The organism is Kribbella sp. WER1 (assembly GCF_054189145.1).
On the sequence record NZ_CM135186.1, the window covers coordinates 7,183,375 to 7,199,477 of the forward strand.

18 protein-coding genes are annotated in these 16,103 nt (G+C 69.6%); 9 read left to right on the forward strand and 9 right to left on the reverse strand.

All coding sequences use genetic code 11. From position 1 onward, the window contains the following. Nucleotides 1–18: 18 nt before the first annotated feature. The 4 genes from ACXJJ3_RS35105 to ACXJJ3_RS35120 are packed head-to-tail and all read right to left on the reverse strand — an operon-like array spanning nucleotide 19 to nucleotide 3,998. Nucleotides 19–843, reverse strand: a complete 825-nt coding sequence (locus ACXJJ3_RS35105; RefSeq protein WP_458166189.1) for a M55 family metallopeptidase — start codon at nucleotides 841–843, stop codon at nucleotides 19–21. Next, nucleotides 843–2,156, reverse strand: coding sequence for an enolase C-terminal domain-like protein (locus tag ACXJJ3_RS35110; protein ID WP_458166190.1), 1,314 nt, complete (start codon nucleotides 2,154–2,156; stop codon nucleotides 843–845). Before ACXJJ3_RS35110 ends, ACXJJ3_RS35105 begins: the two co-directional genes overlap by 1 nt. Beyond that, the gene (gene kdgD / locus ACXJJ3_RS35115) at nucleotides 2,153–3,067 is read right to left on the reverse strand and encodes a 5-dehydro-4-deoxyglucarate dehydratase (protein ID WP_458166191.1); all 915 of its coding nucleotides are present in this window, start codon (nucleotides 3,065–3,067) and stop codon (nucleotides 2,153–2,155) included. Before kdgD ends, ACXJJ3_RS35110 begins: the two co-directional genes overlap by 4 nt. Before the next feature lie 52 nt (nucleotides 3,068–3,119). Continuing rightward, nucleotides 3,120–3,998 carry a LysR substrate-binding domain-containing protein gene (locus ACXJJ3_RS35120; protein ID WP_458166192.1) on the reverse strand — a complete coding sequence of 293 codons (879 nt, stop codon included), beginning with the start codon at nucleotides 3,996–3,998 and terminating at the stop codon, nucleotides 3,120–3,122. Between the two features lie 102 nt (nucleotides 3,999–4,100). On the opposite strand from ACXJJ3_RS35120, the gene ACXJJ3_RS35125 reads away from it, so the two are divergent. The 5 genes from ACXJJ3_RS35125 to ACXJJ3_RS35145 are packed head-to-tail and all read left to right on the forward strand — an operon-like array spanning nucleotide 4,101 to nucleotide 8,248. Next, nucleotides 4,101–4,256, forward strand: coding sequence for a hypothetical protein (locus ACXJJ3_RS35125; protein ID WP_458166193.1), 156 nt, complete (start codon nucleotides 4,101–4,103; stop codon nucleotides 4,254–4,256). Then, the gene (locus ACXJJ3_RS35130) at nucleotides 4,247–5,029 is read left to right on the forward strand and encodes a tripartite tricarboxylate transporter substrate binding protein (RefSeq protein ID WP_458166194.1); all 783 of its coding nucleotides are present in this window, start codon (nucleotides 4,247–4,249) and stop codon (nucleotides 5,027–5,029) included. Before ACXJJ3_RS35125 ends, ACXJJ3_RS35130 begins: the two co-directional genes overlap by 10 nt. Further along, a complete protein-coding gene (locus ACXJJ3_RS35135) occupies nucleotides 5,026–5,508 on the forward strand; it encodes a tripartite tricarboxylate transporter TctB family protein (RefSeq protein WP_458166196.1) in 483 nt (160 codons plus the stop codon). Before ACXJJ3_RS35130 ends, ACXJJ3_RS35135 begins: the two co-directional genes overlap by 4 nt. After that, complete coding sequence (locus ACXJJ3_RS35140) at nucleotides 5,508–6,989, forward strand: tripartite tricarboxylate transporter permease (protein WP_458166197.1); 1,482 nt, start codon at nucleotides 5,508–5,510, stop codon at nucleotides 6,987–6,989. Before ACXJJ3_RS35135 ends, ACXJJ3_RS35140 begins: the two co-directional genes overlap by 1 nt. Further along, complete coding sequence (locus ACXJJ3_RS35145; RefSeq protein WP_458166198.1) at nucleotides 6,986–8,248, forward strand: glucarate dehydratase family protein; 1,263 nt, start codon at nucleotides 6,986–6,988, stop codon at nucleotides 8,246–8,248. Before ACXJJ3_RS35140 ends, ACXJJ3_RS35145 begins: the two co-directional genes overlap by 4 nt. Here the strand turns inward: ACXJJ3_RS35145 and ACXJJ3_RS35150 are convergent. Together ACXJJ3_RS35150 and ACXJJ3_RS35155 are read right to left on the reverse strand one after the other, a co-directional pair. Further along, nucleotides 8,223–8,909 (reverse strand): FadR/GntR family transcriptional regulator, encoded by a 687-nt coding sequence (locus ACXJJ3_RS35150; protein WP_458166199.1) that lies wholly within the window; start codon nucleotides 8,907–8,909, stop codon nucleotides 8,223–8,225. The two genes, ACXJJ3_RS35145 and ACXJJ3_RS35150, sit on opposite strands and share 26 nt — an antisense overlap. Further along, on the reverse strand, nucleotides 8,906–10,021 hold the full coding sequence (locus ACXJJ3_RS35155) for an L-talarate/galactarate dehydratase (RefSeq protein WP_458166201.1): 1,116 nt from the start codon (nucleotides 10,019–10,021) through the stop codon (nucleotides 8,906–8,908). The genes ACXJJ3_RS35150 and ACXJJ3_RS35155 overlap by 4 nt, the downstream gene beginning before the upstream one ends. A gap of 106 nt (nucleotides 10,022–10,127) precedes the next feature. On the opposite strand from ACXJJ3_RS35155, the gene glsA reads away from it, so the two are divergent. Continuing rightward, nucleotides 10,128–11,537, forward strand: coding sequence for a glutaminase A (gene glsA, locus ACXJJ3_RS35160; RefSeq protein WP_458166202.1), 1,410 nt, complete (start codon nucleotides 10,128–10,130; stop codon nucleotides 11,535–11,537). A 97-nt stretch (nucleotides 11,538–11,634) separates the two neighbouring features. Here the strand turns inward: glsA and glmS are convergent, their stop codons facing one another. The 3 genes from glmS to nucS all read right to left on the reverse strand — a co-directional run bounded on the left by glmS (nucleotide 11,635) and on the right by nucS (nucleotide 14,516). Next, nucleotides 11,635–13,455 (reverse strand): glutamine--fructose-6-phosphate transaminase (isomerizing), encoded by a 1,821-nt coding sequence (glmS, locus tag ACXJJ3_RS35165; RefSeq protein ID WP_458166203.1) that lies wholly within the window; start codon nucleotides 13,453–13,455, stop codon nucleotides 11,635–11,637. Between the two features lie 35 nt (nucleotides 13,456–13,490). After that, nucleotides 13,491–13,775: a hypothetical protein gene (locus tag ACXJJ3_RS35170; protein ID WP_458166204.1), complete on the reverse strand. Its 285-nt coding sequence runs from the start codon at nucleotides 13,773–13,775 to the stop codon at nucleotides 13,491–13,493. 81 nt (nucleotides 13,776–13,856) lie between these two features. Further along, complete coding sequence (gene nucS, locus ACXJJ3_RS35175) at nucleotides 13,857–14,516, reverse strand: endonuclease NucS (protein ID WP_458166205.1); 660 nt, start codon at nucleotides 14,514–14,516, stop codon at nucleotides 13,857–13,859. Nucleotides 14,517–14,565: 49 nt separating this feature from the next. Between nucS and ACXJJ3_RS35180 the strand changes: the two genes are divergently transcribed. From ACXJJ3_RS35180 to ACXJJ3_RS35190, 3 genes are read left to right on the forward strand one after another with little or no spacing between them, the layout of a single operon-like run. Further along, the gene (locus ACXJJ3_RS35180) at nucleotides 14,566–14,757 is read left to right on the forward strand and encodes a hypothetical protein (RefSeq protein ID WP_458166206.1); all 192 of its coding nucleotides are present in this window, start codon (nucleotides 14,566–14,568) and stop codon (nucleotides 14,755–14,757) included. Beyond that, the gene (locus tag ACXJJ3_RS35185) at nucleotides 14,754–15,635 is read left to right on the forward strand and encodes a class I SAM-dependent methyltransferase (protein ID WP_458166207.1); all 882 of its coding nucleotides are present in this window, start codon (nucleotides 14,754–14,756) and stop codon (nucleotides 15,633–15,635) included. The genes ACXJJ3_RS35180 and ACXJJ3_RS35185 overlap by 4 nt, the downstream gene beginning before the upstream one ends. After that, entirely contained in the window at nucleotides 15,635–16,087 is a 453-nt protein-coding gene (locus ACXJJ3_RS35190) for an NUDIX hydrolase (RefSeq protein ID WP_458171982.1), read from the forward strand. The genes ACXJJ3_RS35185 and ACXJJ3_RS35190 overlap by 1 nt, the downstream gene beginning before the upstream one ends. The last annotated feature ends 16 nt before the right edge of the window (nucleotides 16,088–16,103 follow it).

Genomic DNA, 16,103 nt, shown 5'->3' on the forward strand with positions numbered 1-16,103 from the left:
CACGTCAGGACCAAGAACCTACTCGCTGACCCCGCGGCTCAGGAAGACCGTTGCGATGAACGCCCGGTAGAGCTCCAGCGGATCGTCGTTGCGGAGGGCAACAACTTTGTCCTCCCGGCGTTCGACCCCGCGCAGCGCGCAGGCCAGCTCGGCGAACGCGCGGCTGTGGAACCGGACGGTCAGCTCGGCCGGCAGCGTGATGCTCGGCGTCCGGATGTCGCTCAGCCGGGCGAGCGCGCGCCGCGCCCCGTCGCGGATCAGCTCCCGGGCCCGCTCCGGATGCACCGACAGCGCGGCGTTGTGGGAGACGGAGTCCTTCACCACCACCGACTCGACGTCCGGGCAGAACGGCTGCGCCTCGTCGATCGTGGTCCGGTCACCGGAGATCAGCACGACCGGCACCTGGTGGGCGAGCGCGACCAGTGCGTTGATCCCGGCCTCGCCGGTGATCGCGCCGTTCAGCCGGACCTCGGCGATCGCCCGCGGGTTGTACGTGTGGTGCAGGACCGAGCCGGTCGAGGAGGCGGAGCCGTGGTACGAGACGAAGAAGATCGCGTCGAACGAGTCGTCCAGGCCCTGCATCATGTACAGCGGCTTGTGCTTGCCGGACAGGTAGCTCGCGCGGCCGTGCAGCCCGTCCGGGCGGAGGTTCTGCATGGTCGAATGCGAGTCGTTGACCAGGAACTCGGTCCCGCCGGCCGCCAGCGCGCCGTCGACCGCGGCGTTCACCTCGGCCTGCAGCTGGCCGCGGTAGTACTCGTACTCGGTGGCGGGTCCGCGCGCCTGACCCCAGTCGACGACGCCCGCCGTACCCTCCATGTCCGTGGACAAGTAGACCTTCATCACCGCACCATACAAGGCCGCTTCGGGTCGAACTCCCAGTCCTCGATCAGGTACTGCATCGCGATCGCGTCGTTCCGCGCCCCGAGACCGTGCTCCAGGTACAGCTCGTGCGCGGTGTCGAGCGCGTCCCGGTCGAGCTCGACGCCGAGGCCGGGTGCCGTCGGTACGGCGATCTCGCCGCCGGCGATCCGCAACGGCTGCTTCGTCAGCGCCTGCCCGTCCTGCCAGATCCAGTGCGTGTCCAGCGCGGTGATCTCGCCGGGAGCGGCGGCGCCGACGTGCGTGAACATCGCGAGCGAGATGTCGAAGTGGTTGTTCGAGTGTGAGCCCCAGGTCAGCCCGAAGTCGTTGCACAGCTGGGCGACCCGCACCGAGCCGGCCATCGTCCAGAAGTGCGGATCCGCGAGCGGGATGTCGACGGCGTCGGTTCGGATCGCGTGCGCGAGCTCCCGCCAGTCGGTCGCGATCATGTTGGTCGCCGTGCGCAATCCGGTACGGCGCTTGAACTCCGCCATCGTCTCGCGCCCCGAGAACCGGCCCTCGGCGCCACACGGATCCTCGACGTACGCGAGCATGTCGCCGAGCCCCGCGCAGACCGCGACGGCTTCGCGCAACAGCCAGGCACCGTTGGGATCCACGGTGATCCGCGCCTCGGGAAACCGCTCGTGCAAAGAACGCACGGCGTCGATCTCCACGTGCGGGTCGAAGACGCCGCCCTTCAACTTGAAGTCGACAAATCCGTACTCTTCCTGCGCAGCTACTGCCAGCTCCAGAACATCGTCGGTCGTCAGCACCGGCTCCCGCCGACGCCGCTGCCACCCGTTCCCACCGGCCTGGTAGGGCAGATCCGTCCGCGTGGAATCACCCACGTAGAACAGATAACCCAGTACCGGGACCGCGGTGCGTTGCTGTCCTTCGCCGAGCAGCTCGGCGACTGGTACGCCGAGATGCTGCCCCAGGAGGTCGAGCAGCGCCGACTCCAACCCGGTGACCGCATGAACCGTCGTGCGGAGGTCGAAGGTCTGTAACCCGCGCCCACCGCTGTCGAGGCCTTCGAAGGCTTTGGAGATGCCCTGGAGCAGGCTGCGGTAGTTGGCGAGGGGCTGGCCCGTCAGGCGGTCCGCGGCGGCTCGGACGGTGGTGGCGATCTTCTCGCCGCCGGGGACCTCGCCGAGGCCGACGTTGCCCGCGCTGTCGGTCACGATCACGACGTTGCGGGTGAAGAACGGGGCGTGCGCGCCGCTCAGGTTCAGCAGCATGCTGTCGTGGCCGGCGACCGGGACGACCTCCACCGCCACGACCGTCGGCGTCATTTGACCTTCTCGATCAGCGCGGTCAGCCGGGCGACCTCGTCGGCGGTGAGGTCCTGCAGCGGCGGCCGGACCGGTCCGGCGTTCCGGCCGATCGCGTTCACCCCGGCCTTCACGATCGAGACGGCGTACCCCTTGGTCCGGTCGCGGATGTCGAGGTACGGCAGCACGAACTCGCGGAGCTTCCGGTAGACGGTGTCGCGGTCCTGCGCGAGGACGTCCGAGTAGAACCCGAGCGCGAACTCCGGGACGAAGTTGAAGATCGCCGACGAGTATGTGCTGTACCCGAGCTGCAGCAGCGGCAGCGCGAACGTCTCCGCGGTCGGCAGCCCGCCGACGTACGTCAGCCGGTCGCCGACCAGCGCGTACGTGCGGGTCATCTGCTCGACGTTCCCGACGCCGTCCTTGAGGCAGACCAGGTTCGGGTTCCGGTCGGCGAGTTCGGCGACCGTCACGTCTGTGAGGATCGCGTTCGCCCGGCTGTAGACCGTCACCCCGAGTCCGGTACTGCGGCACACCGCCGACACGTGCTCGATCAAACCCGGCTGCCCGGCCTCCGTCAGGTACGGCGGGAACAGCAGGATCCCGTCCGCGCCCGCCGCCTCGGCCGCCCGCGCGCCCTCGATCGCCGCGGCGGTCCCGCCGGTCGCGGGCGCGATCACCGGCACCCGCCCGCCGACCTCGGAGACAGCCGTCCGTACGACGGTGTCGATCTCGGCCGGCGTCAGCGAGAACCCCTCGCCGGTGCCGCCCGCCGCGAACAGTCCCGCGACGTCGTACTGGCTCAACCAGGCCAGGTGCTCGCGGTACGCCGCCTCGTGGAAGCTGAGGTCGTCGTGGAAGGCCGTGACGGGGAACGAGAGCAGCCCGGTCTTGAGCTGAGCCGCCAGTTCGGCGGGGGAGTAGTGGGTCACGGAGCTCAGCCTAGGAATGCGCGTGGATACCTGTCCAAGATCGTTTCTGGATCTAGCGATGCTCTGAGAGCATCGTGAGGACCCGCTGCAGCACCGGGCCGGTCGCGTCCCGGCGCCAGATCGCGTGCAGCTCGACGAGATCGCCGGGTCCGTCCAGGTCGCAGTACGTCACGCCCTCGACGCCGAGGTGCCGCGCCGACGCCGGGACCAGCGCGACGCCGCGCCCGGCCGCGACCAGCAGGATCACGGTCAGGATCTGCTGCACCCGCTGCTCGATCCGCGGCTGCGACGCGGCCAGGAACCGGACGGTCAGCTCGTGGAAGTACCGGGCCTGGGTCGGCGAGTAGCTGATCACCTGCTCGCCGGCGAAGTCCGCCGCGGTCAACGGCCGGCCGAGGGACCCCAGCCGATGGTTGCCGGGGACAACAGCAACCAGCGGCTCCCGGAACACCACCCGCGAGTCCAGTACGTCGAGGTCGAACGGCGGCCGCCCGAGCCCGAGATCCAGCTCGCCCCGCAACAGCCCGTCCACCTGCGCCGGCGTGACCCGCTCGTGCAGGATTACGTCGACGTCCGGCAACTCCTCGGACAACCGCCGCAGCAACGGCCCGAGCGTCCGGATCGCCGACGTCGCAGTGAACCCGAGCCGCAGCGTCCCCGCCGCGCCCTGATCCACCCGCCGCGCAAGATCCCCGGCGGTCTCCACCAGCGCCAGCAACCGCCGCGCCTCGCCCAGAAACGCCTGCCCGGCCTCGGTCAGCTCGACCTTCCGGTTGTCGCGTTCGAGCAGCCGGGCACCGACCGCCCGTTCGAGTTTCTGCACCTGCCGGCTCAACGGCGGCTGCGTCATGCTCAGCCGCTCGGCGGCCCGCCCGAAGTGCAACTCCTCGGCGACCGCGACGAACGCACTCAGCTGCTCGAGCGAAAACATGATTCCCGAAAGGTATCACTCGATGCCTTATCGGCCTTGGACACGCATGAACCGACCTCCCTACGCTCGCGCAATCCACGCTCCGTAGAGGAGGACGAACCGATGGTGTCCAGCATGCTCAGCCGCCGCGTCCTGGTGACGGCGGTCAGTGCTTCGGTTGTGTTGGCAGGCTGCGGCGGGGTCAAGACGACCTCCACCGGCGGCAAAGGCGATTTCCCGACCGGCAACATCCAGATGAGCGCCGGCTGGTGCCGGTGATCAACAAGCCCGGTGCGAACGGCGCGCTGAACGCGAAGGAGCTGCAGGCGGCCAAGCCCGACGGCTACAAGATCGCGGTCCAGAACGCGTCGCTGTTCACGATCACGCCGCTGGCGGTGTCCGCGAACGAGGTCGTGAAGCTCGACGACTTCGACCTGCTCGGCGGGATCTCGCAGGACGACTACGTGCTGATCGCGCCGGTCGGCTCCGGCTACACGTCGATCGCGGACCTGAAGAAGGCCGGGAAGAACATCAAGTACGGCACGACCGGTGTCGGGACCGGCGCGCAGCTCGCGTCCGCGCTGACGTTCAAGCAGGCCGCGATCCCGGCGACCGACGTACCGTTCGACGGCGGCGCGCCCGCGCTGACGGCGCTGCTCGGCAGTCAGCTCGACGTGGCAACGATCCAGGTCGGCAACGGCATCGAGCAGGTGAAGGCGCACAAGGTCGTACCGCTGGCGGTGTTCTCGGCCGGGCGGATCAAGTTCCTGCCCGACGTACCGACGGCCAAGGAGCAGGGGTACGACGTCGTGGTGTCGCAGTACCGCTTCCTCACCGCGCCGAAGGGTACGCCGGACGAGGTCAAGACGAAGCTGCTCGACGCGGCGAAGAAGACGTACGCGACCGACGCCTACAAGAAGTTCAACGACGCGCACTGCCTGACGCCGATCGAGGTGTCGCCGGACGAGGTGCGGAAGATCCTCGACCAGTACACGACGAAGTACAAGGCGCAGCTCGACCAGTACGGCATCTCTCTGGCGGAGAAGAAGTGAGCGAGGCGCTGCTGGAGGAACTCGCCGAGGACCGGCCGCCGCATGCCGGACAGTGGTCCCAGCTGGGCGCGGCGGTCGCGGCGGCAGTCGTCGGGATCGGCGGGCTGATCGGATCGCTGGCCCTCGGGCTGGGCCGGCTGACCCACCCGGGACCGGGGCTCTGGCCGTTCGTGATCAGCGTGGTGGTGACGGTGCTGGCGGTGGCGCTCGCGCTGGTCGGGCGGCACGGGACCGACACCGAGAAGTTCACCCGGTCGAGCGTGCTGACCGCGGTCGCCGTACTGTCGCTGGTCGTCTTCGCCGCGCTGTTGCCGATGATCGGCTTCGAGATCCCGTCGTTGCTGCTGACGTTCGTGTGGCTGCGCTTCCTCGGCAAGGAATCGTGGGTGTCGTCGATCGCGATCACGGTCGGCACGGTCGCGGCGTTCTACGTCCTGTTCGTCCTGCTGCTCCAGATCCCGTTGCCCAGGTTGATCTGATGAGTGGATTCATCGACGGTTTCGGCGTCGTCCTGGAGCCGGCCAACCTGCTCTACTGCCTGATCGGTGTCGTGATCGGCATGCTGATCGGCGTCCTACCCGGCCTCGGCCCCGCGGCGACGATCGCGATCCTGCTGCCGATCACGTACGGCGTCGAGCCGGTGTCCGCGATCATCATGCTGGCCGGCATCTTCTACGGCGCGCAGTACGGCGGCACGATCACGTCCGTCCTGCTCCGGCTGCCCGGCGAAGCGTCCTCGGTGGTGACGGTCTTCGACGGGTACGCCCTGGCCAGACAAGGACGAGCCGGTACGGCGCTGGGCGTCGCGGCGATCGGCTCGTTCATCGGCGGCACGGTGTCGATCGTCGGGCTGACGCTGCTCGCGCCGGTGGTCGCCCGGGTCGCGCTGGACTTCGGTCCGCCGGAGTACGCCGCGCTGTCGTTGTTCGGCGTACTGCTGGTCGCGACGGTCGGGAACGGCGGCCGGTTGAAGGCGGTGATCGCTGCCGGGCTCGGGTTGCTGCTGGCAACGGTCGGTCGGGACACGTTCACCGGGGCGAGCCGGTTCACGTTCGACAGCCTGAACCTTGCCGACGGCATCGACTTCGTGCCGATCGCGATGGGGCTGTTCGGGCTCGGCGAGATCCTCTACAACCTGGAGGAACGGCACCACAAGCACCAGGAGCCCGTTGCGGTCGCGAACGCCTGGCCGTCCCGGTCCGACCTGCGGGAGGCACGCGGCGCGATCGGGCGCGGCTCGCCGATCGGCTTCGTGCTCGGCGTGCTGCCCGGCGGCGGCGCGACGCTGTCGTCGCTGGTCGCGTACGCCGTCGAGAAGCGCCGGTCCAAGCACCCCGAGCGGTTCGGCCGCGGTGCGGTCGAGGGCGTCGCGGCACCCGAGACCGCGAACAACGCGGCCGCCACCTCGTCGTTCATCCCGCTGCTGACGCTCGGCATCCCGGCGAACGCGACGATGGCGCTGATGTTCGGCGCACTGCTGATCCAGGGCATCCCGCCCGGCCCGCAGCTGGTGTCCGAGCACCCGGACCTGTTCTGGGGCGTGATCAACTCGATGTACCTCGGCAACATCCCGCTGCTGATCATGAGCATCCCGCTGGTCGGGCTGTTCGTGAAGATCCTCAAGGTCCGGCCCACGGTGCTGGCGCCGATCACGGTGCTGATCACGCTGCTCGGCGTGTACACGGTGGCGAACCAGGTGTTCGACATCTTCCTGGTGATCGTGTTCGGCGTCCTCGGGTACCTGATGAAGAAGTTCGGGTTCGAACCCGGGCCGCTGGTGCTCGCGTTCGTACTCGGCAGCGTGATGGAGACCGCGGTCCGGCAGTCCCTGCTGATCTTCGGCGGCAACCCGGCGGGCTTCTTCACCCGCCCGATCTCCGGCACCGTACTCGCGGTCCTCGTCGTCGTGCTCGCGCTACCGGGCATCCGACGACTGACCCGTAGGAAGGAACTCGTATGACGCGGATCTCCCGGGTCGAACTCACCCCGGTCGCCTTTGCAGACCCGCCACTCCTCAACGTGGTGGGCGTTCATGAGCCGTATGCCCTCCGCATGATCGTGCGCGTCCGGACGGACGACGGACTCGAGGGCCTGGGCGAGACCTACGCGGCTTCCGACCACTTGGCACGGTTGAAGGCGGTCGCTGACGTCCTGCTCGGACTGGATGCGTTCGACCTCAACGAACTACGCCGGCGTGTACGCCACGTACTGGCGTGTGGTGGTGCCCAGGTGGGCGGCATGCTCAACCTGCAGGATCCGGCCGACGTCGTGATGTCGCCGTACGAGGTCGCGCTGCTCGACATCCAGGGCAAGGCGCTCGGCCGGCCCGTCGTGGAGCTGCTCGGCGGTGCGGTCCGCGAGAGCGTGCCGTTCAGTGCGTATCTGTTCTACAAGTGGGCTGCTCATCCGGGCGGCGATGCCGACGAGTGGGGCGAAGCGGTCGATCCGGACGGGATCGTGCGGCAGGCCCGGAAGATGATCGACGAGTACGGGTTCACGGCGATCAAGTTGAAGGGCGGTGTGTTCCCGCCCGCTGACGAAGTGGAGGCGGTGCGGGCGTTGGCGGCCGCGTTCCCCGAGCACAAGCTGCGGATCGATCCGAACTGCGCGTGGACCGTCGGCACCTCGGTCGAGGTCTCCCGTGAACTGGAAGGCCTGATCGAGTACCTCGAGGACCCGACGCCGACGATCGAGGGGATGGCGGCGGTCGCGCGGCAGACCGGGATCCCGCTGGCGACCAACATGTGCGTGATCGCCTTCGACCACCTCAAGCCCGCCGTCCTCGCCGACGCCGTCCAGGTCCTGCTGTCGGACCACCACTACTGGGGCGGGCTGCGGCGTTCGCAACTGCTCGCCGGCATCTGTGACACGTTCGGAATGGGCCTGTCGATGCACTCGAACTCGCACCTCGGGATCAGCCTCGCCGCGATGACCCACCTGGCCGCCGCTACCCCGAACCTCACGTACGCGTGCGACACCCACTACCCCTGGCTGCGTTCTCATCATTCGGCCGAGGACGTGATCGAACCCGGCGTACTCGCGTTCGAGAACGGCAGCGTCCGCGTGCCGACCGCGCCCGGTCTGGGGGTGGAGCTCGACGAGGACGCGCTCGGGGCGTTGCACGAGCAGTACGTCGCGTGCGGGATCCGGAAGCGCGACGACACGACGTACATGCGGACCGTCGACCCGGGGTTCAGCCCGAATACGGCCCGCTGGTGAGGCGTTCGCGGGTGTTCGCCAGGTGCACCCGCGCCGCCGCCCGGGCCGCCTCGGGGTCGGAGCGGGCGATCGCGGCGTGGATGTTCTCGTGCTCGTGCACGACCCGGGTCAAGTGCTCCGGGTCGGACATCTCGTACGCCGGGTCCAGCCGGGTCCGCGGCAGCATGATCATCATCGGGCCGAGCTCGCCGATCAGGTCGCCGTAGAAACGGTTGCCCGAAGCAACCGCGACCTTGAGGTGGAACGCGAAGTCCGCGTCCACCGACCGGCTGGGGTCGTCGCCGACCCGCCGGAAGTCGTCCAGCGCGCGCTCGATCCCCTTCAGCTGATGGGCGGTACGCCGGGCCGCGGCCAGGCCGGCCGCTTCGCTCTCGACGCCGATCCGGAAGTCCATCAGCTCGAGGACGTCGCGGTGTGAGCGGACCGCGCGCAGGCCCGGCGTACGGTCCGGGACCTCGAGGACGAACGAGCCGCGGCCCTGGAACGTCTCCACCAGGCCGGCCGCCTGCAACCGGGACACCGCCTCGCGGACGACCGTCCGGCTGACCCCGAACTCCTCGACCAGGCTGTTCTCACCGGGCAGCTTGTCGCCGGGCGCGATCTCGCCGTTCAGGATCCGCTGCTTCAGGTCCTCGACGATCCGGTACGCCAGCCCGCTCATGTGAACTCGCAGCTGTCGACCGTCCAGCGCGCGCACTGCTCGCTGGTGGTGAAGCCGAGGCCGGGACGGTCCGGGACCAGCATCCGCCCGCCGACCGTCTCCAGACGCTCGTTGAACAAGGGATTCAGCCACTCGAAGTGCTCCACCCACGGCTCCCGGGGGTACGCCGCCGCGAGGTGCAGGTGGATCTCCATCGCGAAGTGCGGGGCGAGCTGCAGACCGTTGTGGTCGGCAAGCGTCGCGAGCTTCAGGAACGGCGTGATGCCGCCGATCCGCGGCGCGTCCGGCTGGATGATGTCGGCGGCCCGCGCCTCGATCAGCCGGACGTGTTCGCCGACGCTGGACAACATCTCGCCGGTCGCGATCGGGGTGTCGAGCGCGCGGGCCAGCTCGGCGTGACCGTCGGCGTCGTACGCGTCCAGCGGCTCCTCGATCCAGACCAGGCCGAACTGCTCCAGCGTCCGGCCGATCCGCAGCGCCGTCGGCCGGTCCCACTGCTGGTTCGCGTCCACCATCAGCGGTACGTCGTCGCCGAGGTGCTCGCGGACCGCGCGGACCCGGTCGAGGTCGAGCCGGGCGTCGGGCTGGCCGACCTTGACCTTGATCCCGCCGATGCCGTCGGCCAGCGACTTCGACGCGCGCTCCTTGACCTCCTCGATCGGCGCGTGCAGGAAGCCGCCGGAGGTGTTGTACGCGCGGACCGAGTCGCGGTACGCGCCGAGCAGCTTGGCCAGTGGGAGACCCGCGCGCTTCGCCTTCAGGTCCCACAGCGCGATGTCGATCGCCGCGATCGCCTGCGTCGCGACACCGGAGCGGCCGACGGACGCGCCCGCCCAGAGCAGCTTGTCGTACACCTTGCCGATGTCCGACGGGTCCTCGCCGATCAGGTTCGCCGCGACCTCCTTGGCGTGCGCGTACTGCGCCGGCCCGCCGGCCCGCTTGGAGTAGCTGAACCCGATCCCGTGCTGTCCCTGGTCGGTCGCGACCTCCGCGAACAGGAACACCACCTCGGTCATCGGCCGCTGCCGCCCGGTCAGCACCTTCGCGTCGCTGATCGGCTGCTCCAGCGGCAGCACCACCGACGACAACCGCACCTGCCGAATCCGGTCCATGGCAGGTGATCGTACAAGTGCTGAACTTGTCCAACAAGAGGCTCGGTTGACGTCGGCGTAACGTGCGGTGACCGCGACGGAAACACACGGCAGCCAGGCTTCGGCCATGGACGTATCTCCGCCGCAGCTGTTCAGGTCGTTCGAGGCGCTCGACAAGGACGACGACGGCCGGATCTGGGCGTGGGAACTGCTCAGCGCCCTCGGCCGCGCCGGGATCCAGCCGGGCGATCCGCGGGTCCGCGCGGCGCTCGCCGACGTACGGGACCCGGACGGGCGGGCGATCGGGGTCGACAGTCAGCCGGTGCAGCTGGAGTTCCGGCAGTTCGCCGCGATCGCGCAGTACGGCGACGGGCTCGTGGACCGGGCGCTGAACGATGAGCTGGCAGTGCCGGCGGACGAGTTCCGGGAGTTCGCGCGCGGCGTCGAGGCGATCTACGCCGACGTACTGCCGAACCGGGACGGGGCGAACGCGGACTACATCCCGACGCTGCGGGACGCGGACCCGGAACGGTTCGGGATCGCGATCTGTAGTGCGGACGGGCAGACGTACTCGATCGGGGACGCCGACGCCGGGTTCAGCGTGCAGTCGACGTCGAAGCCGTTCAGCTATGCGATGGCGTTGGAGCAGTTGGGGCCGGCCGAAGTACACCAGTGGGTCGGGCAGGAGCAGAGCGGCGGGACGTTCAACGACTACCGGCTGTCGCTCGGCGACGGACGCCGGCCGCACAACCCGATGATCAACGCCGGAGCGATGGCGACGCTCGCGTTGGTTGACCACGGCAAGCAAACGAGCGACCGGTACCGGACCGTGCGCGGGACGTGGACGCGGATGATGGGGGAGGCGCCGGGGTTCGACCAGGAGACGTACCTGGCGGAGAAGGCGACCGGCGACGGGAACCGCGGGCTCGCGAGCCTGATGAAGGCCGCGGACATGCTGAAGGCCGACCCGGGTGAGGACGGCGCGGCGCGGACGGCCGACTTCTACTTTCAGGTGTGTTCGCTCGAGGTGGATGCGCGGCGGCTCGCGGCGGCGGGCGCGACGCTCGCGAACGGCGGGGTGGCGCCGTACTCCGGGGAGCGGGTGTTCTCGCAGGACACCGCCGGGCGGGTGCTGTCGGTGATGGGGCACAGCGGGATGTACAACGACTCCGGCAAGTTCTCCGACCGGGTCGGGCTGCCCGCCAAGAGTGGTGTGTCCGGCAACGTACTGCTGGTCGTCCCGTCGAAACGCCTCGCCGTCGTCACGTTCTCACCCCGGCTGGACGCCGCCGGCAACTCGGTCCGCGGCGTGGAGGTCAGCCAACGCCTGGTCGCCGACTTCAACCTGCACCCGTACCGCGCCCTCGGCCCTGACCGCACCCTCAACCAGGCCGACCGCCGAGCCGAAGCCGCCAGCGCAGCCGACCACGCCCTCAGCGGCCTACCCCGCCCCGGCACCACCACCCCCACCACCGCTACGCCGACCCAGCCCGCAGCCACCACCCGCCGCGCACCGTCCCCAAGCCAACAGCTGTAGGCGGGGACTCCCAGGCCATCACAATCCAGCGGCCCCCGCCGCGCTGAGCGTGGCGGGGGCCGTGGTGGTGCGATTGTGATGGCCTGGCGGTCCGGAACTACTCGACCGTGACCGACTTGGCGAGGTTGCGTGGCTTGTCTACGTCGTGGCCGAGGGCGACCGCCGCGTAGTACGCGATGATCTGCAGCGGGATGGTCAGCAGGATCGGGTCCAGTTCGGGCTCGTTCTTCGGGACGACGATCTTCGCCGCGACCCCGTCAGGGATGTCGACGCCGGGATGCGTGACGACGTACAGCGGCCCTGAGCGGGCGCCGATCTCGTGCAATGCGCCGATGTTGCGGTCCACCAGTTCGTCGTCGGGGACGATCGCGACGCTCGGCACGTCCGGCGAGATCAGCGCGAGCGGGCCGTGCTTCAGCTCCGACGTCTGATAAGCCTCCGCATGCCGGTACGAGATCTCCTTCAGCTTCTGCGCACCCTCGCGCGCCACCGGGTAGCCGCGGGTGCGACCAACGAAGAACAGCGACTCGTGCTGCGCCAGCCGGCCGGCGATCTCGGCCAGTTCCTGCTCCTGGGCGACGATCGCGGCGATGTCCTCGGGCAGCTTCTTCAGGCCCTCGATCAGCCGCCGCCCGTCGGCGGGCGACACGTCCCGGATCCGGCCGAGATGGATCCCCAGCATCGCGAATCCGACCGCCATGTTGGTCAGCGCCTTCGTCGACGCCACCGACACCTCGGGACCGGCGTGCAGGTACACCCCGCCGTCGACCTCCCGCGCGATGCTCGACCCGACCGCGTTCACCAGCCCGATGACGCGTCCGCCCTTGCGCTTCAGCTCCTGGACGGCGACCAGCGTGTCGAGCGTCTCGCCGGACTGCGACACCGCGACGTACAGCGTGTCCCGCTCCACCACCGGGTTCCGGTACCGGAACTCCGAGGCCGGCTCGGCGTCGGCGGGGATCCGCGCGACCTCCTCGATGAACTGTGCGCCCATCTGACCGGCGTAGTACGCCGAGCCGCAGCCGAGGATCTTGACCCGCTTGATCTCGCGCGCCTCGCGGGCGTCCATGTTCAGGCCGCCGAGGTGCACGGTGTGGAACCGCTCGTCCAGCCGGCCCCGGGTGACCCGGCCGACCGCGTCCGGCTGCTCGTGGATCTCCTTCATCATGAAGTGCTCGTGCAGCCCGCGCTCGAACTCCTCGGCCTCCCACTCCACGGTCTTCGCGGTCTTCGTGGTCGGCGACGCGTCCTGCGTGAACGTGCGGTACCCGTCGGCGCGCACGGTCGCGAGCTCGCCGTCGTCCAAGTACACGACCTGCCGGGTGTAGCGGATCAGCGCGGCCGCGTCGGAGGCGATGTGCATCTCGCCGTCGCCGATGCCGAGGATCAGCGGGCTGCCGTTGCGGGCCACCACGATCCGGTCCGGGAAGTCCAGGTCGACGACCGCGATGCCGTACGTACCCTCGATCCGGTGCAGCGCCGCGAGCACCTTCTCCTCGAGCGTGGAGCCGTCGGACTGCTCGATCAGGTGCGCGAGGACCTCGGTGTCGGTCTCCGAGCGGAGCTTGACGCCGGCGTCCTCGAGCTGGCTGCGGATCGCCGCGGCGTTGTCGAAGATGCCGTTGTGCACGACCGCGATCCGCTCGTTGCCGCTGGCGTGCGGGTGCGCGTTGTCCTTGCTCGGACCGCCGTGGGTGGCCCACCGGGTGTGGCCGATGCCGAGCTTGCCGCCGAACCGCTTCGGCAGCGAGGCCTCCAGCTCACGGACCCGTCCGGCGTCCTTGTGCACCTTGAGCTCGCTGGACCCGACGACGGCGACGCCTGCCGAGTCGTAGCCCCGGTACTCCAGCCGGGCCAGGCCGTCCACCAGGATGGGCGCGGCCGGCTTGGTGCCGACGTACCCGACGATTCCGCACATGTAGTGGTGCCCCTTCGTAGGTTTGAGCGTGCCCGTCAGCCGTAGACGATCCGTCGCAGTTGCCGGGCGGAGAGTTCGGGCGAGCGGACCGGCCAGTGCCGGAGCTCGGTGCCGAGCCGGGCGAAGATCTCGTCGTTGCGGGCGCCGTAGGTCTGCAGCTCACGGTGCCGGCGCCGGACGTACTCCTCGGTCGTCTCGGTGAAATAGGCCAGTACGTCGGCGACCACGCGCCGCGCGACCTCCGCCGGCAGTCCGGTCGTCCGGCTGACCTGATCGGCCAGCTCGTCGACCGGCTCCACGGCCGCCGCCTCACTGATCACCCGTCAACCATGCAGTGTTTCGGGGGCGATGGCAAAGCTCCTGCCCGAAATCGGGCAAAATTACTGCTTTGTCAGGAGGATCTAGAACAGCCGGAGTACGTCGGACTCCATGCCGCGGAGTGCGTCGTAGTCGACCGTCAGGCACTCGAGTCCGCGATCGGTCGCGAGGAACTGCGCCTGCGGCTTGATCAGCTGGGCCGCGAAGATGCCGCGCACCGGCGCGAGCAGCGGGTCCCGGTTCAGCAGCTCGACGTACCGGGTGAGCTGCTCGACGCCGTCGATCTCGCCGCGGCGCTTGATCTCGACCGCGACGTGCTTGCCGTCGGCGTCGCGGAGCAGCAGGTCGACCGGGCCGATCGCGGTCGGGTACTCGCGCCGTACCAGCGTCCAGCCCTCGCCGAAGGTCTGCACGTGCTCGGCGAGCAGCTCCTGCAGGTGCGCCTCGACACCGTCCTTGATCAGCCCGGGGTCCTGCCCGAGCTCGTAGGAGGTGTCACTGTGCACCTCCTCGAGCGTGATCCGGAGCTCCTCACCCGCCTTGTTGGTGACGCTCCAGACCCCCTCCTCCTCGGTCAGCTTGCACGGCGGCGACATCCAGTTCAGCGGTTTGTACGACCCGCCGTCGGCATGGATCAGCACCGAACCGTCCGCCTTGACCATCAGCAGCCGGGGCGCCATCGGCAGATGAGCCGTCAGCCGCCCCGAGTAGTCAACAGAACACGTAGCAATCACCAAGCGCACGAGAAAGCACCGTAGTGCACGAGCCGTCCGGAGTGGGAAGGTGGTGAGCATGATGCCGAAGGCGAGTTCCGCGGCGGTGGCGGCGTACGACGAGGTCGCGGCCGCGCCGGCGGGTCCCGGAGTAGAACAGGTCGATTCGGGTATGGGGAGGCCGATCAAGGAGTGGGTGAAGACCCCGCTCACCCGGTCCGACGTCTGGGCCGAGTTCGCCGCCGAGGCCCTGGAGTACGTCGCCCGATGAACCTGATGTGCCCTGCCCGGATCCTGCTGCTGCCCGCCGACGGCCAGGACCCGGAGGTCGGTGAGCGGGTCGTCCAGGTGTACGCCGGCCCGTTCGAGGCGGCCGCCGGCTCCCGGCTCGCGGAGCACCTCGGCGTCCGGCTGACCGTCGTACCGGAGCTGACCCAGCACCCGGAGGCCGAACTGCAGGCGATCGCCGACCTGCACCGTGGCGAGGCCGTCGTGGTGCTCGGGCTCGACCTCGGTCTCAGACTGCCTGCGGTCGTCGAGCACACGGGCGACGGCTGGACCCGGGTTGCCTCGGACAACGAGCTCACGCTGGCCGCCTACGAGCAGGCCCCGGAGAAGTACCGCGACACGATCCCGAAGGACCCCCACCACGCACTGATCGACCTGCTCGCCGGCCGCCTCGCCGCGGGCGGACGGGTGCTTGAGATCGGCAGCGGCACCGGCCGGGACGCGATCGAGCTCGAGCGCCGCGGGTACGACGTCCGCCGTACCGACGCGACCCGGGCGTTCGTCGAGATGATGCGCGCCGACGGGTACGAGGCCGACGAGCTGAACGCGCTCACCGACGAGTACGGCGGCCCGTACGCCGCGGTGTACTCGAGCGCGGTGTTCCTGCACTTCGACCGCGCCGAGCTGACCGCCGTACTGCGGAAGTCGGCCCGGTGCGCGCCCGTCCTGGCCTTCGCGACCCGGGAGGGCACGGGGGAGGAGTGGTCGAGCCGGCACCTGGACCTGCCGCGGCACTTCGTGCTCTGGCCGGAGGCTCCGCTGCGCGACCTGCTGACCGCGTGCGGGTGGACGGTGGAGCGGCTCGAACGGACCGAGTCGACGATCGGCACCTGGTTCCAGGTGCTGGCGGTGCGGGCGTGATGCGGGCCGGCGTCGTACTGATCACGGCCGACGGGCTCGCGGCGATCGAGCGGGTCCGGGACGGGGCGACGTACCACGTGCTTCCCGGTGGGCAGGTGGAGGACGGGGAGAGCCTGGCGGAGGCGGCGCGGCGGGAGGTGTACGAGGAGCTCGGGCTGCTGGTGAAGATCCGGGACGCGGTCGCCGTTGTGCACTTCGGCGACAGTACGCAGCACTACTTCACCGCGGAGGTGATCGGCGGCGAGTTCGGCACCGGCGACGGGCCGGAGTTCGCCAGTACGGCGGAATCCGAGCGCGGCAGCTACCGTCCCGTGTGGTTGCCGTTGGCCGAGCTGACGGCACGGGACCTACGCCCCCGGCCGATCGCGGCAGCGCTCCAGGGCGCGCCCGACCCGGGGTGGCTCCTCGACGGCTGGTCGGTGACCCCGGTCGTCCTCGACGAGCCCGTGTGAGGTTGACCTCCCCGGT